Annotated in this window: 22 protein-coding genes; 3 read left to right on the forward strand and 19 right to left on the reverse strand. The window is 33.3% G+C overall.

What is annotated here, in order from left to right; translation table 11 throughout:
- A partial coding sequence (locus ACTG3Y_RS07535; protein ID WP_439152314.1) for a choice-of-anchor L domain-containing protein occupies positions 1 to 2325 on the reverse strand: 2325 nt, incomplete at its 3' end.
- A 185-nt stretch (positions 2326 to 2510) separates the two neighbouring features.
- On the opposite strand from ACTG3Y_RS07535, the gene ACTG3Y_RS07540 reads away from it, so the two are divergent.
- The 3 genes from ACTG3Y_RS07540 to ACTG3Y_RS07550 all read left to right on the forward strand — a co-directional run bounded on the left by ACTG3Y_RS07540 (position 2511) and on the right by ACTG3Y_RS07550 (position 4527).
- The gene (locus tag ACTG3Y_RS07540) at positions 2511 to 3413 is read left to right on the forward strand and encodes a NifU family protein (protein WP_439152315.1); all 903 of its coding nucleotides are present in this window, start codon (positions 2511 to 2513) and stop codon (positions 3411 to 3413) included.
- Positions 3414 to 3485: 72 nt separating this feature from the next.
- Positions 3486 to 3686, forward strand: a complete 201-nt coding sequence (locus ACTG3Y_RS07545) for a dodecin family protein (RefSeq protein WP_439152316.1) — start codon at positions 3486 to 3488, stop codon at positions 3684 to 3686.
- 28 nt (positions 3687 to 3714) lie between these two features.
- Complete coding sequence (locus ACTG3Y_RS07550; protein ID WP_439152317.1) at positions 3715 to 4527, forward strand: mechanosensitive ion channel family protein; 813 nt, start codon at positions 3715 to 3717, stop codon at positions 4525 to 4527.
- On the opposite strand, the gene tsaB is transcribed toward ACTG3Y_RS07550, so the two are convergent.
- The 18 genes from tsaB to ACTG3Y_RS07640 form a co-directional block, all read right to left on the reverse strand.
- On the reverse strand, positions 4524 to 5195 hold the full coding sequence (gene tsaB / locus ACTG3Y_RS07555) for a tRNA (adenosine(37)-N6)-threonylcarbamoyltransferase complex dimerization subunit type 1 TsaB (protein WP_439152318.1): 672 nt from the start codon (positions 5193 to 5195) through the stop codon (positions 4524 to 4526). The genes ACTG3Y_RS07550 and tsaB overlap by 4 nt on opposite strands.
- An 18-nt stretch (positions 5196 to 5213) precedes the next feature.
- Positions 5214 to 6524 carry an efflux RND transporter periplasmic adaptor subunit gene (locus tag ACTG3Y_RS07560; protein WP_439152319.1) on the reverse strand — a complete coding sequence of 437 codons (1311 nt, stop codon included), beginning with the start codon at positions 6522 to 6524 and terminating at the stop codon, positions 5214 to 5216.
- Between the two features lie 6 nt (positions 6525 to 6530).
- Complete coding sequence (locus ACTG3Y_RS07565) at positions 6531 to 7871, reverse strand: TolC family protein (RefSeq protein ID WP_439152320.1); 1341 nt, start codon at positions 7869 to 7871, stop codon at positions 6531 to 6533.
- A 50-nt stretch (positions 7872 to 7921) separates the two neighbouring features.
- Positions 7922 to 9082 (reverse strand): efflux RND transporter periplasmic adaptor subunit, encoded by a 1161-nt coding sequence (locus ACTG3Y_RS07570; protein ID WP_439152321.1) that lies wholly within the window; start codon positions 9080 to 9082, stop codon positions 7922 to 7924.
- A 41-nt stretch (positions 9083 to 9123) separates the two neighbouring features.
- Positions 9124 to 10383 carry an ABC transporter permease gene (locus ACTG3Y_RS07575; RefSeq protein ID WP_439152322.1) on the reverse strand — a complete coding sequence of 420 codons (1260 nt, stop codon included), beginning with the start codon at positions 10381 to 10383 and terminating at the stop codon, positions 9124 to 9126.
- A gap of 1 nt (position 10384) precedes the next feature.
- Complete coding sequence (locus tag ACTG3Y_RS07580) at positions 10385 to 11629, reverse strand: ABC transporter permease (RefSeq protein WP_439152323.1); 1245 nt, start codon at positions 11627 to 11629, stop codon at positions 10385 to 10387.
- On the reverse strand, positions 11622 to 12323 hold the full coding sequence (locus ACTG3Y_RS07585) for an ABC transporter ATP-binding protein (protein WP_439152324.1): 702 nt from the start codon (positions 12321 to 12323) through the stop codon (positions 11622 to 11624). Before ACTG3Y_RS07585 ends, ACTG3Y_RS07580 begins: the two co-directional genes overlap by 8 nt.
- 114 nt (positions 12324 to 12437) lie before the next feature.
- Positions 12438 to 12680 carry a hypothetical protein gene (locus ACTG3Y_RS07590; protein ID WP_439152325.1) on the reverse strand — a complete coding sequence of 81 codons (243 nt, stop codon included), beginning with the start codon at positions 12678 to 12680 and terminating at the stop codon, positions 12438 to 12440.
- A gap of 2 nt (positions 12681 to 12682) precedes the next feature.
- Entirely contained in the window at positions 12683 to 13228 is a 546-nt protein-coding gene (locus ACTG3Y_RS07595; RefSeq protein ID WP_439152326.1) for a DUF420 domain-containing protein, read from the reverse strand.
- A 2-nt stretch (positions 13229 to 13230) separates the two neighbouring features.
- The gene (locus tag ACTG3Y_RS07600; protein ID WP_439152327.1) at positions 13231 to 13986 is read right to left on the reverse strand and encodes an SCO family protein; all 756 of its coding nucleotides are present in this window, start codon (positions 13984 to 13986) and stop codon (positions 13231 to 13233) included.
- Positions 13979 to 14698 (reverse strand): hypothetical protein, encoded by a 720-nt coding sequence (locus ACTG3Y_RS07605; RefSeq protein WP_439152328.1) that lies wholly within the window; start codon positions 14696 to 14698, stop codon positions 13979 to 13981. The genes ACTG3Y_RS07600 and ACTG3Y_RS07605 overlap by 8 nt, the downstream gene beginning before the upstream one ends.
- 69 nt (positions 14699 to 14767) lie before the next feature.
- On the reverse strand, positions 14768 to 15214 hold the full coding sequence (locus ACTG3Y_RS07610; RefSeq protein WP_439152329.1) for a cytochrome C oxidase subunit IV family protein: 447 nt from the start codon (positions 15212 to 15214) through the stop codon (positions 14768 to 14770).
- A gap of 20 nt (positions 15215 to 15234) precedes the next feature.
- Positions 15235 to 16236, reverse strand: coding sequence for a cytochrome c oxidase subunit 3 (locus ACTG3Y_RS07615; protein ID WP_439152330.1), 1002 nt, complete (start codon positions 16234 to 16236; stop codon positions 15235 to 15237).
- A 36-nt stretch (positions 16237 to 16272) separates the two neighbouring features.
- On the reverse strand, positions 16273 to 16872 hold the full coding sequence (locus ACTG3Y_RS07620; protein WP_439152331.1) for a cytochrome c oxidase subunit 3: 600 nt from the start codon (positions 16870 to 16872) through the stop codon (positions 16273 to 16275).
- A complete protein-coding gene (gene cyoE / locus ACTG3Y_RS07625; RefSeq protein WP_439152332.1) occupies positions 16873 to 17766 on the reverse strand; it encodes a heme o synthase in 894 nt (297 codons plus the stop codon).
- A gap of 290 nt (positions 17767 to 18056) precedes the next feature.
- Positions 18057 to 20159 (reverse strand): gliding motility protein RemB, encoded by a 2103-nt coding sequence (locus tag ACTG3Y_RS07630; RefSeq protein ID WP_439152333.1) that lies wholly within the window; start codon positions 20157 to 20159, stop codon positions 18057 to 18059.
- 109 nt (positions 20160 to 20268) lie between these two features.
- Complete coding sequence (locus ACTG3Y_RS07635; protein ID WP_439152334.1) at positions 20269 to 21069, reverse strand: energy transducer TonB; 801 nt, start codon at positions 21067 to 21069, stop codon at positions 20269 to 20271.
- A 113-nt stretch (positions 21070 to 21182) separates the two neighbouring features.
- Positions 21183 to 21911: an energy transducer TonB gene (locus ACTG3Y_RS07640; RefSeq protein WP_439152335.1), complete on the reverse strand. Its 729-nt coding sequence runs from the start codon at positions 21909 to 21911 to the stop codon at positions 21183 to 21185.
- Between the last annotated feature and the right edge of the window lies 1 nt (position 21912).

The raw sequence follows: 21912 nt of genomic DNA on the forward strand, positions 1-21912 counted from the left end.
ATCATTATCATCGTCGCAAACCTCTAAGGGAGTTGTCGCGTTGGCTGTTGGGTTGGCATTAACAATAAGTTCCAATGTGGTTAGATTATAACATTCGGAATTGTCAATTCTCTCTAAACGCACATATACCGTTTGATTAAATGCTGTTGTATTTGTATAAGGTACAGGTAACGGATTTACTCCATTATCACTATCTCCAGCAGTAAGGTGATATGTTACTGATACATCCGCTGCAGTATTTGTTCCAATTACTTCTGTATCTCTATCTGTTAAAGTAAAAGACGTAAAACCATCAGCGGTATCATCATCACATAACTCAATTGGAGTAATTGCATTATTAATAATTATTGATGTGAACTGCAATTCAAAAAACGTTGTAGCAAAACATTCTTGAGTATTATCTGCAATACGAGCCCATATGGTCTGAGGATTACTTGTATTTGTATAATTGGTAGGTAACGCACCAAGGTTGTCAATGGCATCTTGTTCCGTTAAATGGTAGGTAATTACGAAATCAGCCGGATTTTGAGCTCCTAAAATATCGTCATCATTTTCAGATAAATCGAACTCTGCAGTTCCATCAGTATCACATACCACCAAATTTTGAGCTGCATTTGCTACAGGACTAGGTCTAAATTCAACTAAAATAGAATCTGATGTTTCACAACCTACTGCAAATTCAACATCAACAGAATAGGTGCCTGACTCAGTTACATCAATTGTAGGTCCAGTTTCTCCAGGAATTTCCACACCATTAAAATACCAAGTATGCGTTGCTGTAGTTGCCTCTGTGTCTAAAGTAATTGCATTACCACCACATTCTGCTGTACCAGCAGCTATAGTAATATCGTCACCTAAATCACCACCTAGATTAAAACTACCTGCTTCTAAAAAAATTGCCGAATCCCATATTGAATCACCTTGATCCGCAACCACTAATTTAATTTCATAAACCGTATTTGGGATAACCGTGGCGGAGGCTGTTAAAACACTTGTCCTTCCACCATAGTTTGTTTCACCAATGTTGTATCCTTCAAAAAATTCAGGATTATCTGTACAAACGCCAGAGTTATTAATATTGGTTACACTCACTGGAGTACCATCTGGTAAAACGGCTAAATTCGTGTAAGGCACAGTTCCTACTTCTCTCAAAAGAAAGGCAAAACTATCTGCAAACGAACATTCTGTACTTCCGTCATACTCTTCAGAAGCCATTAAATACCTAAAGCTAATTTCGTTAGACGTAGGTATAAAATTGAACTTTATAAAAGTAGCGTCATTTGTATTCGCTTGTCCTAATGCAGCTTCTAAATCATTATCGCCTGCCTGATTATTGTCATTTGACACTAAAAAGCCACTTGCTGTATTACCAGCTTGAGACGCGACGCCGGTTGTTAATATTATTCCGTTTTCAAATGGAAAATTAGTTGCCCCACCTCTTGTAAAGTACCCATAACTTTTAGTGTCTAAACCTTCAGGGTTTCCATTAACCTGAAATGAAAAATTATCTACGGCAGAACATCCACCTGAAACTAAAACATTATCTATTAATTCCTCCGGAGAAAATGAAGATTCTGGGTAGGCTGAACTATTTACAGTAAGAATAGGATTTAATACAATAATTGACACTGTTGTAATTCCTTCACATCCAACCGGATTTGTATCTGTTACAGTTAGTGTAACCGTATAAGTTCCAGGAGTGTTATAAGTACTGGAAACATTTGTACCAGTATCTATACTTCCATTATCAAAATCCCAATCGTAAGTTGCACCTGTTCCATCTACTGAAAATGATGCACTTCCTGTAAAATCTACAGTTTCACCAGGTAAAATCTCTATAACATTTGGTGCACTCTCAGATGGTACTGTATCAATTGATGCTGTAATTGTCTGGCAAGCTACTGCGCAAAGAATATCGGCTTCCCAGCCTAATGTGTTTCCTGAAGCACCAGAAATAAATTCTATCGTTAAACAACCAGATGCATTAGCACCTGTTGCACTGACAGTGAAAGCCCCTACAGGACCATCATACGAACCAAGAAGTGTTGCAGTGGTATCAGTACCATCATAAATATTCATGATATCTTGATTCAAACCTGTTTGCGTACTAAAACTGGTAAAATCAAGGATAATAAATTCACCAACATTTTGTGGACAAATGGTGGTAACAAAATTTTCATCATTGCCATATGGGCCGAACGCTCCACCTGAGTCAAAGAATCTATCAGGAGCACATCGTGTAAACGTCCCATTTTGCATGGACAGATCTTGAGCAAACCCGATAGTCGAAATTATGAGGACAAGGGTAAAGAGGATCTTTTTCATACTTAAAATAGCTTCAATTATATAACACTAAAACCAAGGCATACGAATGATTGATTTGTACTGCTATTTTTATCGAGCACGAAATTTAAACAAATTATATGAATTCAATTAAGAATTTAGTTACAAATCCTATTCTTAGGATGAACGTTTAACATGGATATTTCATATTTTTGCAAAAAAAAGATATGCCAAAGACAAGTATTTCAATAATACCTACCTCTAACGATACGATTTTGAAGTTTGAAGCTGATAGATTTTTAACAGATCATAATAGTTTTGAATTTAACAATATTGACGATGCAAAAAATTCTCCGTTAGCACAGCAATTATTTCATTTACCATTTGTTAAAAAAGTATATATAGCATCTAATTTTGTTGCCATAGAGCGCTATAATATTGTAGAATGGAGTGACGTGCAAGATGAAGTAGCAGAGCAAATTGAAAAATACTTATCTAACGACGGAGTTGTTGTAACAGAAGTAGCAATTAAGCCAAAAGCTGCTGTTACTGTTTATGCTGAAAGTACACCAAACCCTAGTGTTTTAAAATTTGTTTGCAACAAAGTTTTAGTGCCAAATCTATATGAGTTTGGTTCTATTGAAGAGGCGAAACCTTCCCCATTAGCTACAGAGCTATTTCAGTTTCCATTTGTAAAGAATGTGTTTATAGAAAAAAACTACATTTCAATTACAAAGTTTGATATTATTGAATGGGAAGAAATCACACTTCAACTGCGAAAATTTATAAAGTCATTTGTTGAAAGTGGTAAAACCATCTTAAACAATGACGCACCAAAACAACTTAATAAAACTGAAGAAGCAATTGAGAAGAAGTTTGAAGCATTAGATGATACCTCTAAAAATATAGTGAACATCTTAGAAGAATACGTGAAACCAGCAGTTGCTAGTGATGGTGGCAATATAGAGTTTAGATCCTATGATGAAAACACTAAAAAAGTAGAAGTATTATTACAAGGAGCTTGCAGTGGCTGCCCTTCATCTACATTTACTTTAAAAAACGGTATAGAAAATATGCTAAAAGAAATGCTTAACGATAATGCAATAACTGTCAATGCAATTAATGGATAAAATTGATTAACGTTAGGGACCTTTTTGAAATTTTAGTTTCTAAAAAGAATAAACATATAAAATTTTAATATTATGGCAGTATTAAAAGTAATCGAAGTATTATCTAACTCAGAAACAAGCTGGGAAGATGCATCAAAAAAAGCAGTAAAGGAAGCTTCTAAAACGGTAAAAAATATTCGTTCTGTTTATGTTCAGGATCAAAGTTCAATTGTAAAAGGTGATGACGTAACAGAATTTAGAGTAAATCTTAAATTGACTTTTGAAGTTAAATAAATTTATTAATCTATAATAAAAATATGCAATGGATACACAAAAATGGATAGATAAAGGTTACGAACTAATAGTAGAATTTGGCCCAAAAGTTATTGGTGCAATTCTCATTTGGATTATTGGTAGCTGGATTGTAAAGTTGATTATAAAGGCTATTAAGAAAGCCATGACTAGAGCTGAGTATGATGAAAGCTTAAAAAAATTCCTCTTAAATCTAATCAACTGGATTTTAAAAATAGTTTTAATTATAGTCGTTCTTGGTACTATGGGTGTTGAAACAACATCATTTGCGGCAATAATAGCTGCAGCTGGTTTAGCGATTGGTTTAGCACTACAAGGCTCTTTAGGTAATTTTGCTGGTGGAGTACTGATAATGATTTTCAAACCATTTAAAATAGGTGATCTTATTGAAGCTCAAGGAGAAATTGGTGTAGTTAAAGAGATTGAAATTTTTACTACTAAATTAACGGGTTTATCTAATAAAGAAATTATTATACCTAATGGTGCACTATCAAACGGAAACATTATTAATTATACTACAGAGGGTACAAGACGTGTAGATTTAGTCTTTGGCGTAAGTTATGATGCTGAAATCAAAGAATCTAAAAGTGTTATTCTTAATGTACTAACGTCTCATCCTAAAGTATTAAAAGATCCAGCACCTGCTGTAACTGTATTAGAACTAGCTGATAGTTCTGTGAATTTCGCGGTTAGACCTTGGTGTAATGCAGAACATTATTGGGATGTTTACTTCGAAGTTACAGAAAATGTAAAAGAGGCTCTAGATGCTGCAGGTATTGAGATTCCTTATCCACATCAAGTAGAAATACATAAACAAGGTTAAGCCTTCTTTTTTAAAGCCACAAAATCTTTTAAATAATATGGTTCAAAATAAGCGACATCTTCGGTGTCGATTATTTTATATTTATCTTCTGACAGCTGAGCCATTTCATTTGCAGATGGTAGTTTTCCATCAATAAATATTGCTTTAGGATGATTGATTAACTGTCTTGTTTTTTCTACACCACTACCAATAAAATATACCTTATGATTTTCTAATAAATTTAAATAACTCTCTTCGGTTAATATCTCAGCCTCAACTTTTCTGAATTGACTTAAATCAGAATTATATATAGCAGAATAGACTTCCATACGTCTTGCATCTAGCATAGGTATGATATACCCATCATTAGCAATCACTTGATGGGCTAAACTTTTTAGTGTATCTATCGCTATTAAAGGCTTATTTAGCGCAAAACAAAGTCCTTTTGCAGACGAAACACCTATACGTAAACCGGTATAAGAACCTGGCCCTTTACTCACTGAAATAGCATCAATCTCTGAAGGCTTTATATTGGTCTTTTTAAAAACACTATCAATAAATAAATGTAAGGTTTCGGCATGAGAATAATGACGACTATTATCCTCTTTTAAAACTAAAGTCTCTCCATCTTTAGATAGAGAGACTGAACAATTTGTTGTTGCGGTTTCTATGTTAAGCACTAATGCCATTATAGTGATTGAAGTTTTTTATTCTTCAGTAGTTTCTTCGATGGATTCTTCTGGTTTCTTATTTTTAACCTCAATTAAATCTCCTGGTTTCAATTTTTTTGACACCATATTGTATGGTCCTGTAATAATTTCGTCATCTTCACTAAGACCAGAAACAATTTCAATATTAGTGTCATCTTGTATTCCTGTTTCTACAACCTTTAGTTTTGCCGTACCATTACTATTTACAAAAACACATTCAAATTTTTGCTCTTCTAAACCCTCTGATTCTTTATTATTCTGTACCATTTCACCAAAAGGTTTTTGAGTAGAACTGGTATCAGTTTTAATTACAATAGCGCTAATAGGTACAGCTATTGCATCATTTCGTTTTTGAGTAATAATATCTACAGTGGCTGTCATACCAGGTCTGAATGGTGAATACGATTCTGGTTTTCCTTCGGTTAAATCTTGATAAGACTCTTCTAAGATTCTAACTTTCACTTTAAAATTTGTAACCTGATCTGCTGCCAAATTACCAGCTGCTGAGTTTGCAATCTCTGTTACTATACCTTTGAATTCTTTCTTCAAATAAGCATCCACTTCTACTATGGTAGAATCTCCTATCTGAACTTTAACAATATCGTTTTCATTAACATCAACTTCCACTTCCATGTTTTTCAGGTTGGCTACTCTAAGAATTTCAGTACCAGCCATTTGCTGAGTTCCCACAACACGTTCTCCTAATTCTACATTTAACAGTGAAATTGTACCACTCATTGGTGCATAAATGGTTGTTCTTGTTAAATTATCTTTAGCTTCGTTTACTGTTGCTGCTGCACTTTGAACACTATAGTAAGCAGAGCTTTTACCTGCTTGTGCTGTTTCGTAATTAGCTATTGCTCTATCCCAATCTGCCTTAGAAATTACACCTTTATCAAATAGTGTTTTATTTCTATCGTAATCTGCCTTAGCCTGTTTTAATGTTGCTTCTGCCTGCTCTAAACCAGCTCTTACATTTTGATATGTTGCTTGAGATCTATTAACGGCTGATTGAATTAAATCTGGATTTACCTTTACTAATAAATCACCTTTTTGTACTTCTTGACCTTCTTTGTATGGCAACTCTAAAATTTCACCAGAAACTTCAGATGAAATCTTTACCTCAACTTCTGGCTGAATTTTTCCTGTTGCAGATACCGTTTCTACAATATCTTTTAAGGTTACTTCTTTAACAGTAACTTCTTTAAAATTGCCTTTTTTACCAAACCATCCCATTGATTTTCCTGCAATCATCACAACGAGTGCAAGAACAACAATACCAATGATAATTTTTACTGTTTTGCTCATTTTATATTAATTTAAGTCGGTTATTGGTAATCCGAAGTAGAACTCTAGAATTTTAAGTCTAAAGATATAATCATACTTTGTACGCACCACATCTGATTGTGCATTTTCATAAGCCGTTCTCGATTGGTTAAAATCAAAAGCGTTAGACAAGCCAACATCATATCTTTCTTTAGCATACTCAAATGCTAGGCGTCTAGCTTCTTCTGTCTGTAATGCCGCTTCATAAGATTTCTTTGAGTTCTTAGCGTCATTAAAAGCCTGATAAACTGTAGATTCTAAATCTAGTTCTGCCTGCTCTAACTGGTACTTTAAGCGCTCAACCTGAACTTTACTTCTCTTAACATTATTACGCACATTAAAATTATTAAATATTGGAACATTTAATCTTAGACCTACTGAAGTACCGTCAAATAAATATAGTTGATCTATAAAAGCAATATCCTCACCCGTAAACGGATTGATTTGTGTACTTGCCCAACGCGTATTGTATCCTACGAAACCAGATAAAGTTGGATAGTAATTTGCCCTTGCCAATTCAAGATCTTTTTGAGCTAATTCAAAATTTGTTTCAGCAATCTTTACATCATTAATCTCCTCTTTTGCCTTATTTACTATTTCACCTGGTTTTTTTTCTAAAATATCTGAAGCCACTAATCCATAGTCTTCATCTACAATATCAAAATTTTCGTAATCTGTTAATTGTAATATTTGAGCTAAACCAAATTTAGATAAGAATAAAGCATTTTCTGCAGCAATAATTTGCTGTGCCTGTGTTGCATCTGTTGCTCTTAACTCTAAAAGATCTCCTTGAGGTAATACACCTGCATCTACTAAATCTTGTGTATTTTTTAAATTTTCCTTAGTTACTTCGTTTTGAGATTTTAGTACTTTTAATTGCTCTCTATTGGCCAAAATCTGCAAAAATGAATTCGCTACGAAAAGCGAAATATCGTCCTTCATTTTATCTAATCGATATTCTGAAGCAATTTTATTAATCTTTGCTCTTTGTAATGTTTTCCAATTTGAAAAACCAGAAAAAATATTAATTCCAGAACTAACACCTCCATTTGCTGATCTAAATGTTGTATTCTCAAACTGGTTAGTCGCTGGGTTAATGTTTGCACCAGTATTGATGTTATACGATGCATTAGAATTTAAATTTGGTAAAAAATTAGAAACAGCCTGACTCTTATCAATATCTGCTAAATCTACATCTAACTCTGACTGCTGAATAGAAATATTATTTTCTAGTGCGTAATTAACACACTCCAAAAGGGTCCATTTTTTATTTTGAGCTTGTGCCAATACTCCAAAAAGAAGTAATGTGATTATGATTGATTTTTTCATGATGTCTATTTGTCTATATAAATCTTAAAATGTTACACTAAATCTAAAAATTATTGTTGAGCGTATTTAGGCATGCCTTGTATTTGGTTCCAAACTTTTATTTTATCGTCTTTAGTGATACCACTTTTTATTTCTACAAAAATACCATCACTGATTCCCAATTCTACGTCTCTTCTTTCAAAATCCTGGTCTCCAACTTCAATTTCTACATATGGTTTTTTAGTATCCTTATCATATTGTACTAAAGCTTCTTTAATGGCCAAGACTTCTTCTGCCTTTTCTAATATAATAGAAGCATTTGCACTTAAGCCTGCGCGTATAAATGTAGAGTCAATTTGCTTTAATGTTCCTTTAATTGCAAATTGTATTGCACCATTTTCAGCAATTCCTTTTGGTGCAATGTAGTCTAGCACTGCATCAAATTTTTCATTTTCAATTGCTCCAACAGTAATTTCAAGAGGTAATCCTTCTTTAATTTTACCAACTTCACTTTCATCTACTTTACCTTCAAAAATCATTTTTTTCACATCAGCTAAGGATGCAATAGATGTTCCTTCATTAAAATTATTTGCTTCTATTACTTGGTTACCTGCTTTTACAGGCACATCTAACACCATACCTGAAACTGTTGCTCTTACTTGAGTCTGTGCAATATTTCCAACGCCAGATGTAGTACCAGTTTTAATAATATCGTAATTTTGACGAGATTGTGTAACGCTAATTCTTGCTTGCTCTACTTGCTGTTTTGCTTGTAAATATGTGTTATTGACCTGATCAAACTCATTGGCTGGTATAACACCTTTATCAAACAACTCTTTTTGACGATCATAAATAGCCTTCTGAGTTTTAAAGTTAATCTCTGCGGTCTGTAAAGCTGTACTGTTAGAAGCTATATTATTCTTTGCACTGGTTAAATTTGAAACATTTGGAATTACTTTTATCTGTGCAATTAAATCACCTTGATTCACATATTCTCCAGCCTCAACATAAACTTCTTCTACTACACCAGATATATTTGGTTTAATTAACACCTCTTCTTTTGGCACAATACTTCCCGTTGCCATAGTTTTTACAACTATAGTTTGATTTGAAGGAGACTGTGTGGTATATGTTATCGGATCTTCCTGATTTTTCTGCCACAAATAAATTAATGCTGTTGAAAAGGCAGCGACTATGACGATTAATATAATTACTGTTGTTGTACGTTTCATTGGTTTGGTACTTGTCTTAGTATTAATTAGTATTATTTATTTTATTCTATTCTTAGAGCGTCTACAGGTTTCATTTTTGTAGCACTATTTGCTGGTATTAACCCAGCCAGTAATCCTGAAACTACCAAGATAGTGAGTGCAGTAAATATAACTTGCATTCCTACACTTGGATTTACAAAATTTTCAACTGGACCATTATTAGATAATATATAGTTCATAATCCAAATGACTCCACCAGCAAATGCAACACCTACCATACCTGATAAAATAGTAAGTATTAAACTTTCTTGAAGTATTTGAGCTTTTATATTCCATGGTGTCGCACCTAAGGCACGACGAACTCCGATTTCTTTTGTACGTTCTTTTACAACAATTAGCATAATGTTACTAATACCTATAATACCAGACATTAAAATAAGAGATCCTACAAAATATCCGACAACTGTTAAAATGGCAAATAACCCACTTACTTTCGCAAATTGCTCAGAAATATCTCTATGCCCAAGCGCACGTTCATCATTAGGGTGTACTCTATGTCTTGTTTTTAAAAAACTAAACACACGATCTTTGACATCAGTAATATTAAACTGATCGTGAGCCGTAATAGCCATCCAACCTACACGATCGCCATAGTTAAACGCTTGATTAAATGTTGAAAAAGGGATGTAGATTGTGTTTGCTTCTTCCTCTTTATCACCTTGGCTATTTGGGTTTTTAAATGTGCCAACAACCATAAAATTTACTCCATTAATTTTGATATACGAGCCTATTAAATCTTCATCTTTATCATATAGAGATCGTACAACATCAACACCAATTACACATACCTTTCGGTTTGAATTGATGTCTGAATAACTAATAAACCTTCCTTGAAGAATGTCCATTGGAAGCTGATTAATAAATTCTGGGTAATCGCCATAAATTTGAAATGCACCAATTTTTGTTCCTCGAGTAACGTTATTACCGCCGCGATAACCTCCTAAAGAATTTCGTGGTGATACATACTTTAATTCTGGAAACTCATTTTTGATAGCCTCTATATCTCCTGTCTTATAATTGAAGCGTCTTCCTTTAGGTAAACCCTTATACGATATTGACGTTCGTTGCACCCAGGTAAACATAGAGTTTGTTGCAAAATCACTAAAACCTGCCTCAACGCCGTTTTTTAATCCGTTAGTCAATGCCAGAAGCAATACTAAAATGGTTATACCCCAAAATACGCCGAATGCAGTTAGAAAAGTTCTAAACTTATTGGCTGTTAAAGCTTCTAATATTTCATTCCAACGGTCTTTACTAAACATCTTATTCGTCTCTAAGTGCTACAATAGGTTTTATTTTTGCCGCTCGGTACGCAGGTATAAATCCAGCTATTGTCCCTGCGGCCACAAGTAAGAATACTGTAAATAGAGCCGTATTAAAATCTACCTGTGGATATTTAATATAATCGCTTTCTATGGTTGGACCTACAATTTCTAATAAGCCGAGACCGATAATTAAGCCAAACAACCCCGAAAACATAGTTACAAAAATAGATTCCTGAAGAATCATCCCAATTATTGAAAATGGTTCTGCTCCCAAGGCTTTTCTTATACCTATCTCTTTGGTACGCTCTTTTACAATAATAATCATGATATTCCCAACACCTACAACACCTGCTATAATTGTTCCTATACCAACGAACCAAAATACAGCCTTGATGACATCTATTAAAGAATAGATTTTCTTAGCTTCCTCTAAGGTATTGTATACTCTCACTGCAGCCATATCATCTGGTGCAATGATATATTTTTGTTTAATATCTCGTTCAATTCCTGCTACTAAACCATTTGACAATTTTAGTGCCTCATCCAAGTTATCTGACATGGCCACGGTAAAGGTCATATCTCTAATACGATCACCACCATTAAAGGCTATTTGCGCAGAAGAAATTGGAATATAAACGTTTCCTTCTTCTTGTTCACCACCTGCATCTGTATAAACGCCTATAACCTTAAAGTTAATACCATAAATAGAAACGAGCTCTCCTAAAGGACTTTTTCCTTTAAATAATTCGGTCTTTGTTTTGTTTCCAACAACGATAACCTTACGAGATTCTTCTATATCAGCTTGATTTACAAAACGACCTTCTAGCATTTGTGCATTTTCAATAAATTGAAAATCTGGATAAACACCTCTAACACTGTAATTACCAGATTCGTTTTTATAATTGAGTAGTCCTCCCCAAATAGAGTATCCAGCAGATTTGTACTCAAGGTAATCATCGTAAGTATCTGATATTGTATAAAAATCTTCGTTTTTTAGTTGAATCCTACGATTAGGATTAAGACCCTTATAACCTTTTGTTGTACTGCGCGTTCTGATGCTTATTCGATTTGTTGCATCACCTGAAAATTGTTCAGTAACACCGTTCTGTATACCTGAACTAAAGCCAAGAAGCACTACCAAAATAAAGATTCCTGAAGCTACAGATATTCCTGTTAGAATAGTTCTTAGCTTATTCTTCTTTAGAGTATCAAATATTTCTTGCCAACGTTCTATATCAAACATGTGCTTTTGCTCTAATTTGTTTTACTGGACTATCATCAATTATAACGCCGTCTTTTAGATTAACAATGCGCTTTGTCATATGTGCAATATCATCTTCGTGAGTAACAACGAGTATTGTTTTACCTTCATCATTAATTCCTTGTATTAAATCCATAACCTCATGAGATGTTACCGAATCTAAAGCCCCTGTTGGTTCATCAGCCAATAATACTTTTGGATCACTTGCGAGAGCTCTTGCAATTGCCACACGTTGTTTTTGCCCACCAGATAATTCACTTGGTAAATGGTGAGACCATTCAGCTAAGCCTACTTTTTCAAGGTAATGCATTGCTTTATCTACACGTTCTTTTCGTTTTAGCCCTTGGTAATATAATGGCATAGCCACATTATCTAAGGCAGATTTATAATTAATTAAATTAAAAGACTGAAAAATGAATCCAAGAAATTTATTTCTGTATTGAGCCGCTACTTTCTCATTGAGATTTTTTATTGGCACACCATCTAACACATAACTCCCTTTATCAGCTTCATCTAACATTCCTAAAATATTGAGTAATGTAGATTTTCCAGAGCCTGAAGACCCCATAATTGAAACTAATTCCCCTTCTTTTACACTAAAGTTAATACCCTTTAATACATGAAGCGAATTGCTTCCCATATGGTAAGACTTGTGCAGATCCTTAATTTCTATCATAGCATTTCTGGTTAATGAGTGTAATTTTAAGAAATTCCCTTTCGTTTTATGCCAAGAATTTGTTAAGACTTGCTTTTTAAACCCCTATGAATAGACTATTAAAGTGTAATATTGTTACATTGAATCTTCAGTATTTTTTGTCTTTTTTGATTTACTATATGTCTTGTAGACAAAATAACCTATTGTGCCTACTAAAAGGTAAGGTACAATCATTAAAAAAAGGATACCATCATTAATACCTTCAGCTGCAGACTGGCTTTCTTCACTTTCTAAAACTGCCCTGCACATTGCACATTGAGCATTAGACTTTAAAAGTCCGCCTAAGAATAAAAAAGATAAAATGATTTTTTGCTTCATAACTAAGCGTAATAAGGAGAAATCATTAGATAAACAATAACTCCTGTAACTGCTACATACAACCAAAGTGGAAATGTGATTTTGGCAATTTTCTTATGGCGTTCAAAATTATTTGTAATTGCTCTTACATAGGTTATGAGCACGAAAGGTATTATTACTATTGATAATAGAATATGTGTAATTAATATAAAATAATAGACATAGCTAATTAGACCTTCTCCTCCAAATTTCGTTGAATCGCTCGTCATGTGATACGCCACATACATTACTAAAAACGCAACAGATAGTCCAATGGCAAACTTCATTAATCTTTCGTGAAGTTTTCTATTATTTTTTTTAATTGCGACTACAGCAGTAATAAGTACTATGGCCGTTAAACCATTAACACTTGCATATATTGGAGGTAAGAAAGTAAGTGGTTCTACATCAAATCCAAGTCGCCTCAAATTAATTCCGAAAAGTGCTGCTACCGCAACAGGAATTATAATTGAAAGGGCTACAATCCACTTATTGTATTTCTTTTCTTTTTCTAAATCAGTTGTATTCATAGTTACTCTTTAAGCAGTTTTTCTATATCTTCTTTTAATATTGTAATTTCTTGCGGAATTCCATCTTCGTCTACGCCTAAAGACTCAGGAATTAAACCATTGTAAAAGATTATTGGATTACCAAAATCATCTTTTCGAGAACGGATAAATCCTTCTTTATCAATTAGTGCAAAATTCCCAGAGTGCTCAAAACCTCCTTCAACGGATTCGTCTTTAGCAGTATATAAATTAAACCCTTCGTTTGCTAATTTATATATTGCTGATTCTTCCCCTGTCATTAAATGCCAATTAGGATTTGTAATGCCGTAATTCTCTGCATAAGCCTTTAATACTTCTGGTGTATCGATATCTGGTGTAATTGTAAATGATGCCACACCAAAATTTTCAAAATCTTTAAATTCCTCTTGAACTTCGACTAAATTACGATTCATAATAGGACATATTGTTGGGCATGTTGTAAAAAAGAATTCTACTACATATACCTTCCCTAAGTAATCTTCATTGTTTATGGTTTCTCCATCTTGATTTGTGAAACTAAATTCTGGAACTTTCTTTGCCTGATCATTAATCATTAGATATGACAAGTCACTTTTATTAGATTCCTTATCGCTGGCAGTTGATACATCTTTACTTCTGCTTTCGTCTCTAATAATATCGTCATTACCGATTCTATCTATAATTTTTGGAATAAATATTACACCAAATACCAAAACGATAAATGCTATACCGATATATGAATAATTTATTTTTTTACTCATTGTTTTGATTTAATTCTTTTGATCTTCTTGTATTAGAATCGTCAAATTTACCTTTTCGTTTTTGGCGATATTCTGTAAATAACACGCGCATATCAGCGCTCATCATGTTTTTAATATCTGATACCTCAATCATATTATACGAATACACGCTAAATGCAGGCTTATCAGCTTCAATATCTTTCTTTTCTCTACCATCTATTCGTCCACGTTGATTCAAATCTTTATCAACGATAAATACATTTTGAGAAGATAAATTAGCAGATAATTTATTTTTAGACTTTAGGCTATTATGAAACATTTTAATTTCACCTGGAGTGCCAAAAATGTAGTGCCAAAATTTTAGATCTTCGTAAGTGTTTATTTCTTTTTTGAGCTCACTGACTTCATTTTCTGTACCTTCTGGAACAACTATGACTACCTGGAATTTTTTGAACCCCTTAAACTTGTCATATACTAATTCTTTTAAATTAGAAGCTGCAATAGAATTGCTCAAAGGAGATTGACCTAAAAATCCTAGTACGGTAATATGATCTTTTAACCTGATTGTATCTTGTATGTCTGAATAAAACTTATCAATTTCTAAGACTTTAGAATTGACAATATTTAAAGGCTCATAATTGTGTTTAGCAGGATATAACATTAGAAGAAACGCAACTGGCAAAAAGAATAAAATTCCAAGAACTATGTTACGTTTTGTGTTATTTGTTTTCATACTGCAAAAATAAAAAAGGTGGTTTAGAAAAACCACCTTTTTAATATCATTTAACGTTATTAAATCCGTTTAAAAATCTCTCTTTATAAGAGCATCATCAGTATTGTAAACTTCAAAGACGTATCCTCCTTCTTGTAGTAAAATGAAGATTAAATAACAGATAAGAAATACACCTGTCCATACTACCATTTTTCTTAAGCTACCTTTTTCATCACGCATGTGCATAAAGTCCCAAGTAATATAGTAGGCCTTAACAATCGTCAATAAGATGAAGATTAAGTTCAAAGGCTTCATATATATTATTGGTGAAAACAGTATGTTTCCAATGGTTGCAAAGAAACCACCTTCAAATGGAGTCATTAATGGATACATTAATGATTCTGGCTTATAGATACCTAAAACAACTTCTATTGCAGTTACAATAGTTAAGAATACTAAAACTCCCCAGATTTTCTGTGTGTTAGACTTAAATTTCCAAAGTCCTCTAAATATTTCTAATTTATGTTCGTGTGCCATAATATAGTCTTAATTGCTTTTTATACCAGATAGAAGAATGTAAATACAAATACCCAAACTAAATCGACAAAGTGCCAGTATAATCCCACTTTCTCAACCATTTCATAACTTCCTCTTTTTTCGTAGGTTCCTAAAATAACATTAAAGAAAATAATGATATTAATTACTACACCAGAGAATACGTGAAATCCGTGAAACCCTGTGATAAAGAAGAAAAAATCTGCAAATAAAGATGTACCGTATTCGTTAACTACAAGATTAGCTCCTTTAACCACTAATTGTCCATTGTCCTTTATTTGTTTTAGAGATTCTTGTCTTGAGAGTACAGTTTTTTCACCTTCTTCATTAATGATTTGAGATCTTACTAAAATATTAGGATTAGCTTCTAAACCTTCATATATCTCATTTACGCTGTAAGGTGGTAAGCTTGCTTCTTCCCTAAACCACAAGCCATTTTTTCGCTCATGTTCTACGCGGACATCAGGAATAGTCATCGCAAACTCGTCTATAGAAATTCGTTTAAATTTTTCTTTGCCATCTACAGTTACAAGCTCTCCAAATTGTAAAATATTACCACCTTTAGTTTGCACAGCTCCATAATCTCCCTGGATAAAAGTTGCCCATTCCCAAGCTTGAGAACCTACGAATATTGCCCCACCAATAATGGTTAAGAACATATATAAAGTCACTTTAGCCTTATTCATGTGATGACCTGCATCTACAGCTAATACCATAGTTACAGAAGACATAATAAGAATAAATGTCATAAAGGCCACGTATATCATTGGTAACTCCTGACCATGTAAAAATGGTACGTGAGTAAACACCTCATCTGCAATTGGCCATTCTTTTATAAACTTGAATCTTGAAAAGCCGTAAGCTGCCAAGAATCCTGAAAATGTTAATGCATCCGACACAATGAAGAACCACATCATCAACTTACCATAACTTGCGCCCAGAGGTCTATTACCTCCTCCCCAAGTTTTTCCTTCTGTACCAGTACTAGCTACTGTAGAATCCATAGAAATTATTTAATTTTTAAGATTGAACAAAAATAATCAAATTATATATCTAAAAAAATATAAAAACAAAAAGAGCACAAGCCAAAGTATGTCTACAAAATGCCAGAAATAAGCCGACAGTTCTAAACCCAACATATTGTTGGCATTATACTTCTGTTTAAAATGATTATAAATAACAACAATGATACTAATTAACCCAGCAATAACGTGTCCTATATGCACAACAGCAATTAAATAGATGTAGGACATTGTTATATTACTTGTTGGTCCTGTAAAATTATAACCAGATTCAATAATTTGTCTAAACCCTTCAAGTTGATTAAAAATAAATGCAATTCCTAAAGCAAGTGTTATTAAAAGCCATATGGTGGCTAATTGCATTTTATTTTGTTTCACTGCACGTTTGGCTAAGATAAAAGTTATACTACTTATAAGTATAACAAATACACTAATTATGAATGCTTGTGGTAGTTCGTAATTAGTTAACCAGTCTTTATCTAATCGTTGTTTTCTACTTACAATAAAAGCACTTATTAAAGCTGCAAAAGACATAATCAATGATCCTACGCCAAACCACAACATCATTTTTTTAGATCTTCCCCTTTTTTCTTCTTGTGTTCCTTCTGTTAAATCCATCTATCTCAAAAATTTATCTGCAACATATATAATTTGTAACATCGTAATATAGAATACGCTAGACAACATTAATTGTTTCGCCGCCTTTACTGTTCGTAGTTTAAATAATCTAAAAGCATACGCTAACATCACCATACCTAATATAAATACTAGTACAGCTCCTACAATTGATAATTTTAAATCACCTGTAAATCCAAATACCGGAATTATTGAAGCAATAATTGTCCAAACACTATACATTATAATCTGGACGGCTGTTCCTTTATCTGGCTCACCTGTTGGCAACATAAAGAATCCTCCTTTTTTATAGTCTTCATATAAAAACCATCCTATAGACCAAAAATGTGGAAATTGCCAAAAAAATTGAATAGCAAATAAAGTCCCAGGTTCTATTCCAAAATCATTACGGGCGGCAACCCAACCTAACATAAATGGAATAGCTCCAGGCAATGCACCAACAAAAACAGCTAATGAAGTTCTAGTCTTAAGTGGTGTATAAACACTAGTGTATAAGAAAATTGATATTGCACCATACATCGCTGTTTTAGGATTGATGATATATAATGTTATTATTCCCAATATGGTAAATGAAGTCGCTATAATGAAAGCTGTATTGACACTCATCCTACCTGCAGGAATTGGTCTGTTCTTAGTCCTATCCATTAAAGCATCTAGATCGCGCTCAATAATTTGATTGTAGGCATTTGAAGCACCAACCATAAAGTAACCACCAAATGAAAGTAAGATAAGTGTTGTGAAACTAATAGTTTCTGCACCCAGAAAATACCCGGCAATAGAGGAAAATACAACACTTAGGGATAATCCCATTTTTGTTATTTCCTTAAAATCTGTTATCACAGAAGCTGTTGATACCGAAGATTTTGTGCTGCTCAAACTGTTTTATTTTAGTCCTATTCTTAGCGAGTGCAAAGATAACTTGAAAAATGGTTCTGACCAACGCTAGACTATAGTTTTAATTTTACTTAACACCATAGTTTAAGATTATATATTTTTAAATGAGTTAAACTCGTTTCAACATCATCTATATGATTATTTTCAGAAAACTAAACATTTTGATGTTTTTGTTTAAATCATCAACAAAAGAGGAAAATCTTGATGAAGCAATAATTCATACTTTTTTCTCATTAGTATTTCAAAAAGAAAAATAAGACTACTTAAGAATCCTAAAAATCATTGTACCAATTAAAGAGGTCCGTCCTCACTCCAATACTAAACCAAAGTGTTCTAGAATCCATAGTAGATGTTGTGATAGCTTCTGGATTAAAATCTCTGTAAATAATATTAGTAAAGAGTTTTAGATTGGTAGTTGGATTAAGCAAATAGCCTGCCTTAATTTCAGTCATAAAACTATTGGTTTTATTTCCTTGACCTATTTTAATACCAGTATCTCCAATTCGATTGTCCTCATCTGCATAAATATTGCCACCATAATTAAAAGGATCGTCTGGAGTGTTAAAATCAAATCCTCGTTGACCGATTATGAACTTAGCATCAGCAAACCATCTTTTATAGTTATAACGTCCTATTAAAACTAATTCTCTAAAGTTTGAACCCCAAAGATGAGCCATTGGCTGATTAAAATGGGCATAGTTTAAAACAATTGAGTTATGAGAATACGTATAAGGCCTTACCTGATTATATTCTGCTTGTAGTAATAAATTATCTACCTCAAAAGCATTGAAATATTTTGCACCTAGTTGAAATCCAAATTTATTTTTCCAACTCTTGTCACCACCAGTGACATCACTTAAAGAAAACTCGTCTAGAATAAACTGACCATATATATTCACCTTATTATTCCATTTATACTTTCCACTTAATCCTAAGATGGCATTACCAGCATCCTGACCCGTTTGAAACTCAATGGCTCTAAAGAAAATAATTGGATTTAAATAATTAATATCAAAACCTCTTCCATTAGAATCTGCCCATATTACGGACTCAAACAAACCAATATTTAGTCGTTTAGACACGTTCCAACTTAAATAATGGTTAGCCATATACTTGGTAAAAAATGCACCATCTACGGTAACCTCTGGCCTTACATCTTTTAACCACATCCATGTACTGGTATATTTTATTTTCCAAAAAGAAGCATTCAACTTTAAGAAAGGATGTGGACTCGCAACATCACTTTGAAATAATGAGCGATAACCGTCTCCAATAAAGTTTTTTCCATGACCAAATTGAATATTTAAAAAATCTGCTGGTGTATATGACAGATAGGCTTCTGCAACAGGGTAATCATATGAATTGTCCTTAAAACGCTTTGCAATACCACGACCAGGAATTATCGCAGGATCTGGACCAAATGCTTTTAAACTTTCTGCAAATTCATTAAAATAATCTGCAAATCGGCCTTGACTTTCATAAACCGACGCAGTTAAATTAAATCGTTTACCCAGTCCTGCTTGGATAAAAACACCCCTGGTATTATTCCAGGTACCATCATCACCTTCTGAGTCTGCACCTGCCTGTAGATCTAAAATAGGATCTACTGTAAACCAATAATCTTTACCTTGGACCTCAACCAAATGTTCGTTATATAACTTTCTACCAAACCATGAATTCGTATCTTTTGCAAGACTTTCTATTTCAGCTTTAATGTTATAATACTTTGATACATCATTATAGATAAACGGTTTTGCTGCCGTATGACTATTGGTTCCAATGGCATTCATTTCGTCATCGAATCTCGCATAAAAGGAATGCGTAAAAGGGATGTTTAATTGACTATAATATTCTAAACCTTCATAAGGCTTTAATTCAGCATTCACCTTATCAAACTCATTTGATAGGGTTGCGTTAAGACTATCTTTTTTTGTCATAGTCTCTTCAAAAGGATCTTCTATTTGCCTTACAGGTCCAACTAAAGGAATAGCTATAGAGATACTATACTGGACAAAAGTTGGGTTTCCATTATATTTTGCTGGTGTAATCTTCGGCAATAATTTAAATACTCTTTCAGTTTCGTCTTTCAATTCGAGATAGGCTGCGTCTAAATAAATGATGTTAAACATTCCTTCCTTATCAACTTCAAACAACACATGAATATCACCTGTGTATTCTTCTTCAGTAACACTATTGGCTACCTTGAAGTTCTTATAAATAAAATTGTTTAAAGTGAATTTAAAACAGGCTTTTAACTGATCAATAGCTTCTGATTCGCATTCATTAAAAACTGGTGGCCTTTCGTATGTTGAAATTGTTTGTGAAAAACTAGAGAAAGATATTAATAGAATAGCAACGACATAAATACGCTTCATAGAGGACTTACTTTTAATGCATGAAAGATACTTATTTTTTTTAGTTAGCCTAAAACAAAAAAGCCGTTGTCATTGTGAAAACGGCTTATATTTTATAATTTTTATATACTTAATATCTTGCGTCAAAAACTATAGGCAAGGTATACACAACACCAACCGGTATATTACGCTGTAAGCCAGGTTCCATTTGAGGAATTTTTCTAATAAGACGCTCGGCTTCTTTCTCTAAAGCAGGATGTGGCGCTCTGATAAGAACATCAGTTACGTTTCCATTTTTATCAATTGTAAACACCGTACTAATTCTTTGTACCCCAGTAATACCGTAATCACCAGCAATACCCGTATTAAAGCGTCTATTGATTAGCTTGGTTAATTTTGAAGACATACACTTTTTACGTTTTTTATTGCTTGTGTATTTTTCACAGCCAGGATACACTGGCACCTTTTCAATTAACTTAAATGGTATTGGTTTTACCGGTTCAATAGGTTCTTTAATATCTATAATTTCACCAACTGAAGCAGGTTTATATTGGTCTTTCTTATCATCAGTAGATACTAATTGCGTTTCTATTACATTTTTCTCATTATCTACTTCTTCAAATTTTTCTATTATCTCTTTAGCACGTTCAATTTGAGGCTTTGGCTGTTCGGGTTCAATAACCTCAACGATAAAAGGTTTAACATAATCAACTGAGATAATTTCTGTTTTTGCTTTGTCATCAGAAAGTGTGACTTTCTTGTTTTGAAATTGCATTTCAAAAAGTGCATATGTGCCCAACAAACAAAGAATCAACCCTATTTGAAAATATAGGGTTGAGTTTTTTTGTAAATTTGCATCATGCTTTTGTGATTTCTTAACTTCAGTAGTGCTCTGACCAGCAATACTGAAATCTTTTTTAGAATTTTTCATAATACGTATTATTTAAATGTTAATATTATGAGAAAGTCACAATAAGCATACCAAAAATAAAATCCCGTCCAATTAATTTTGAACGGGATTTTTATATTTAAAAAATATTCCTTTTAGTCTTGCACCTGGAAAACTATTGGCAACGAGTAAGGTACAATTACAGCCTTCCCTCTTTGCTTACCTGGTTTCATCTTTGGCAACAAACCTATGACACGTTTTGCTTCTCTCTCTAATCCTGGGTGAGGACCACGTGCACCGATATTTACTACATTTCCGTTTTTATCTATTTTAAACGAAACGAATATTCTTTTCCTACCTGGAGGTAATCCTAAATCACTTGCCAAGTCCTTATTAAATCTTCTATTTACTAATTTCTGAACTTTATCGGACATACATTTCTTCTTCGCTGCATTCCCTTTTTCCCTTTCACAACCTGGAAAAACCGGAACGTTCTCAATAACTGAAAATGGTATCTCTAAGTCTTCTTCTACTTCTTCTACTTCTACTTCTTCTACTTCTACAATTTCCGTATCCATTTCCGTTTCAGTAGACTCAATTACAGTCTCCTCAATTTCTTCTTCATCTTCAACAACCTCAATAATTTCCGGAGCTGGTGGTGGTGGTGGTGGCGGTGGTGGTGGCGTAACCAATTGCTCTGTAATTGGTACTTCTTCTTCCAACTCATCATCTAAATTTAGTGAATCAATGGCGATATCACTCTTATCATATGTCTTGTAGTTTATTGATAGATAAGTCACTGCAAGCATTAATGCAAGACCAACTGCAAAGTAAATTGAGCTGTTACGGCTTACATCTGATTTTGGATTCTTCTTAGGTTCCATA

Source organism: Winogradskyella sp. (assembly GCF_965656915.1).
GTDB lineage: Bacteria > Bacteroidota > Bacteroidia > Flavobacteriales > Flavobacteriaceae > Winogradskyella.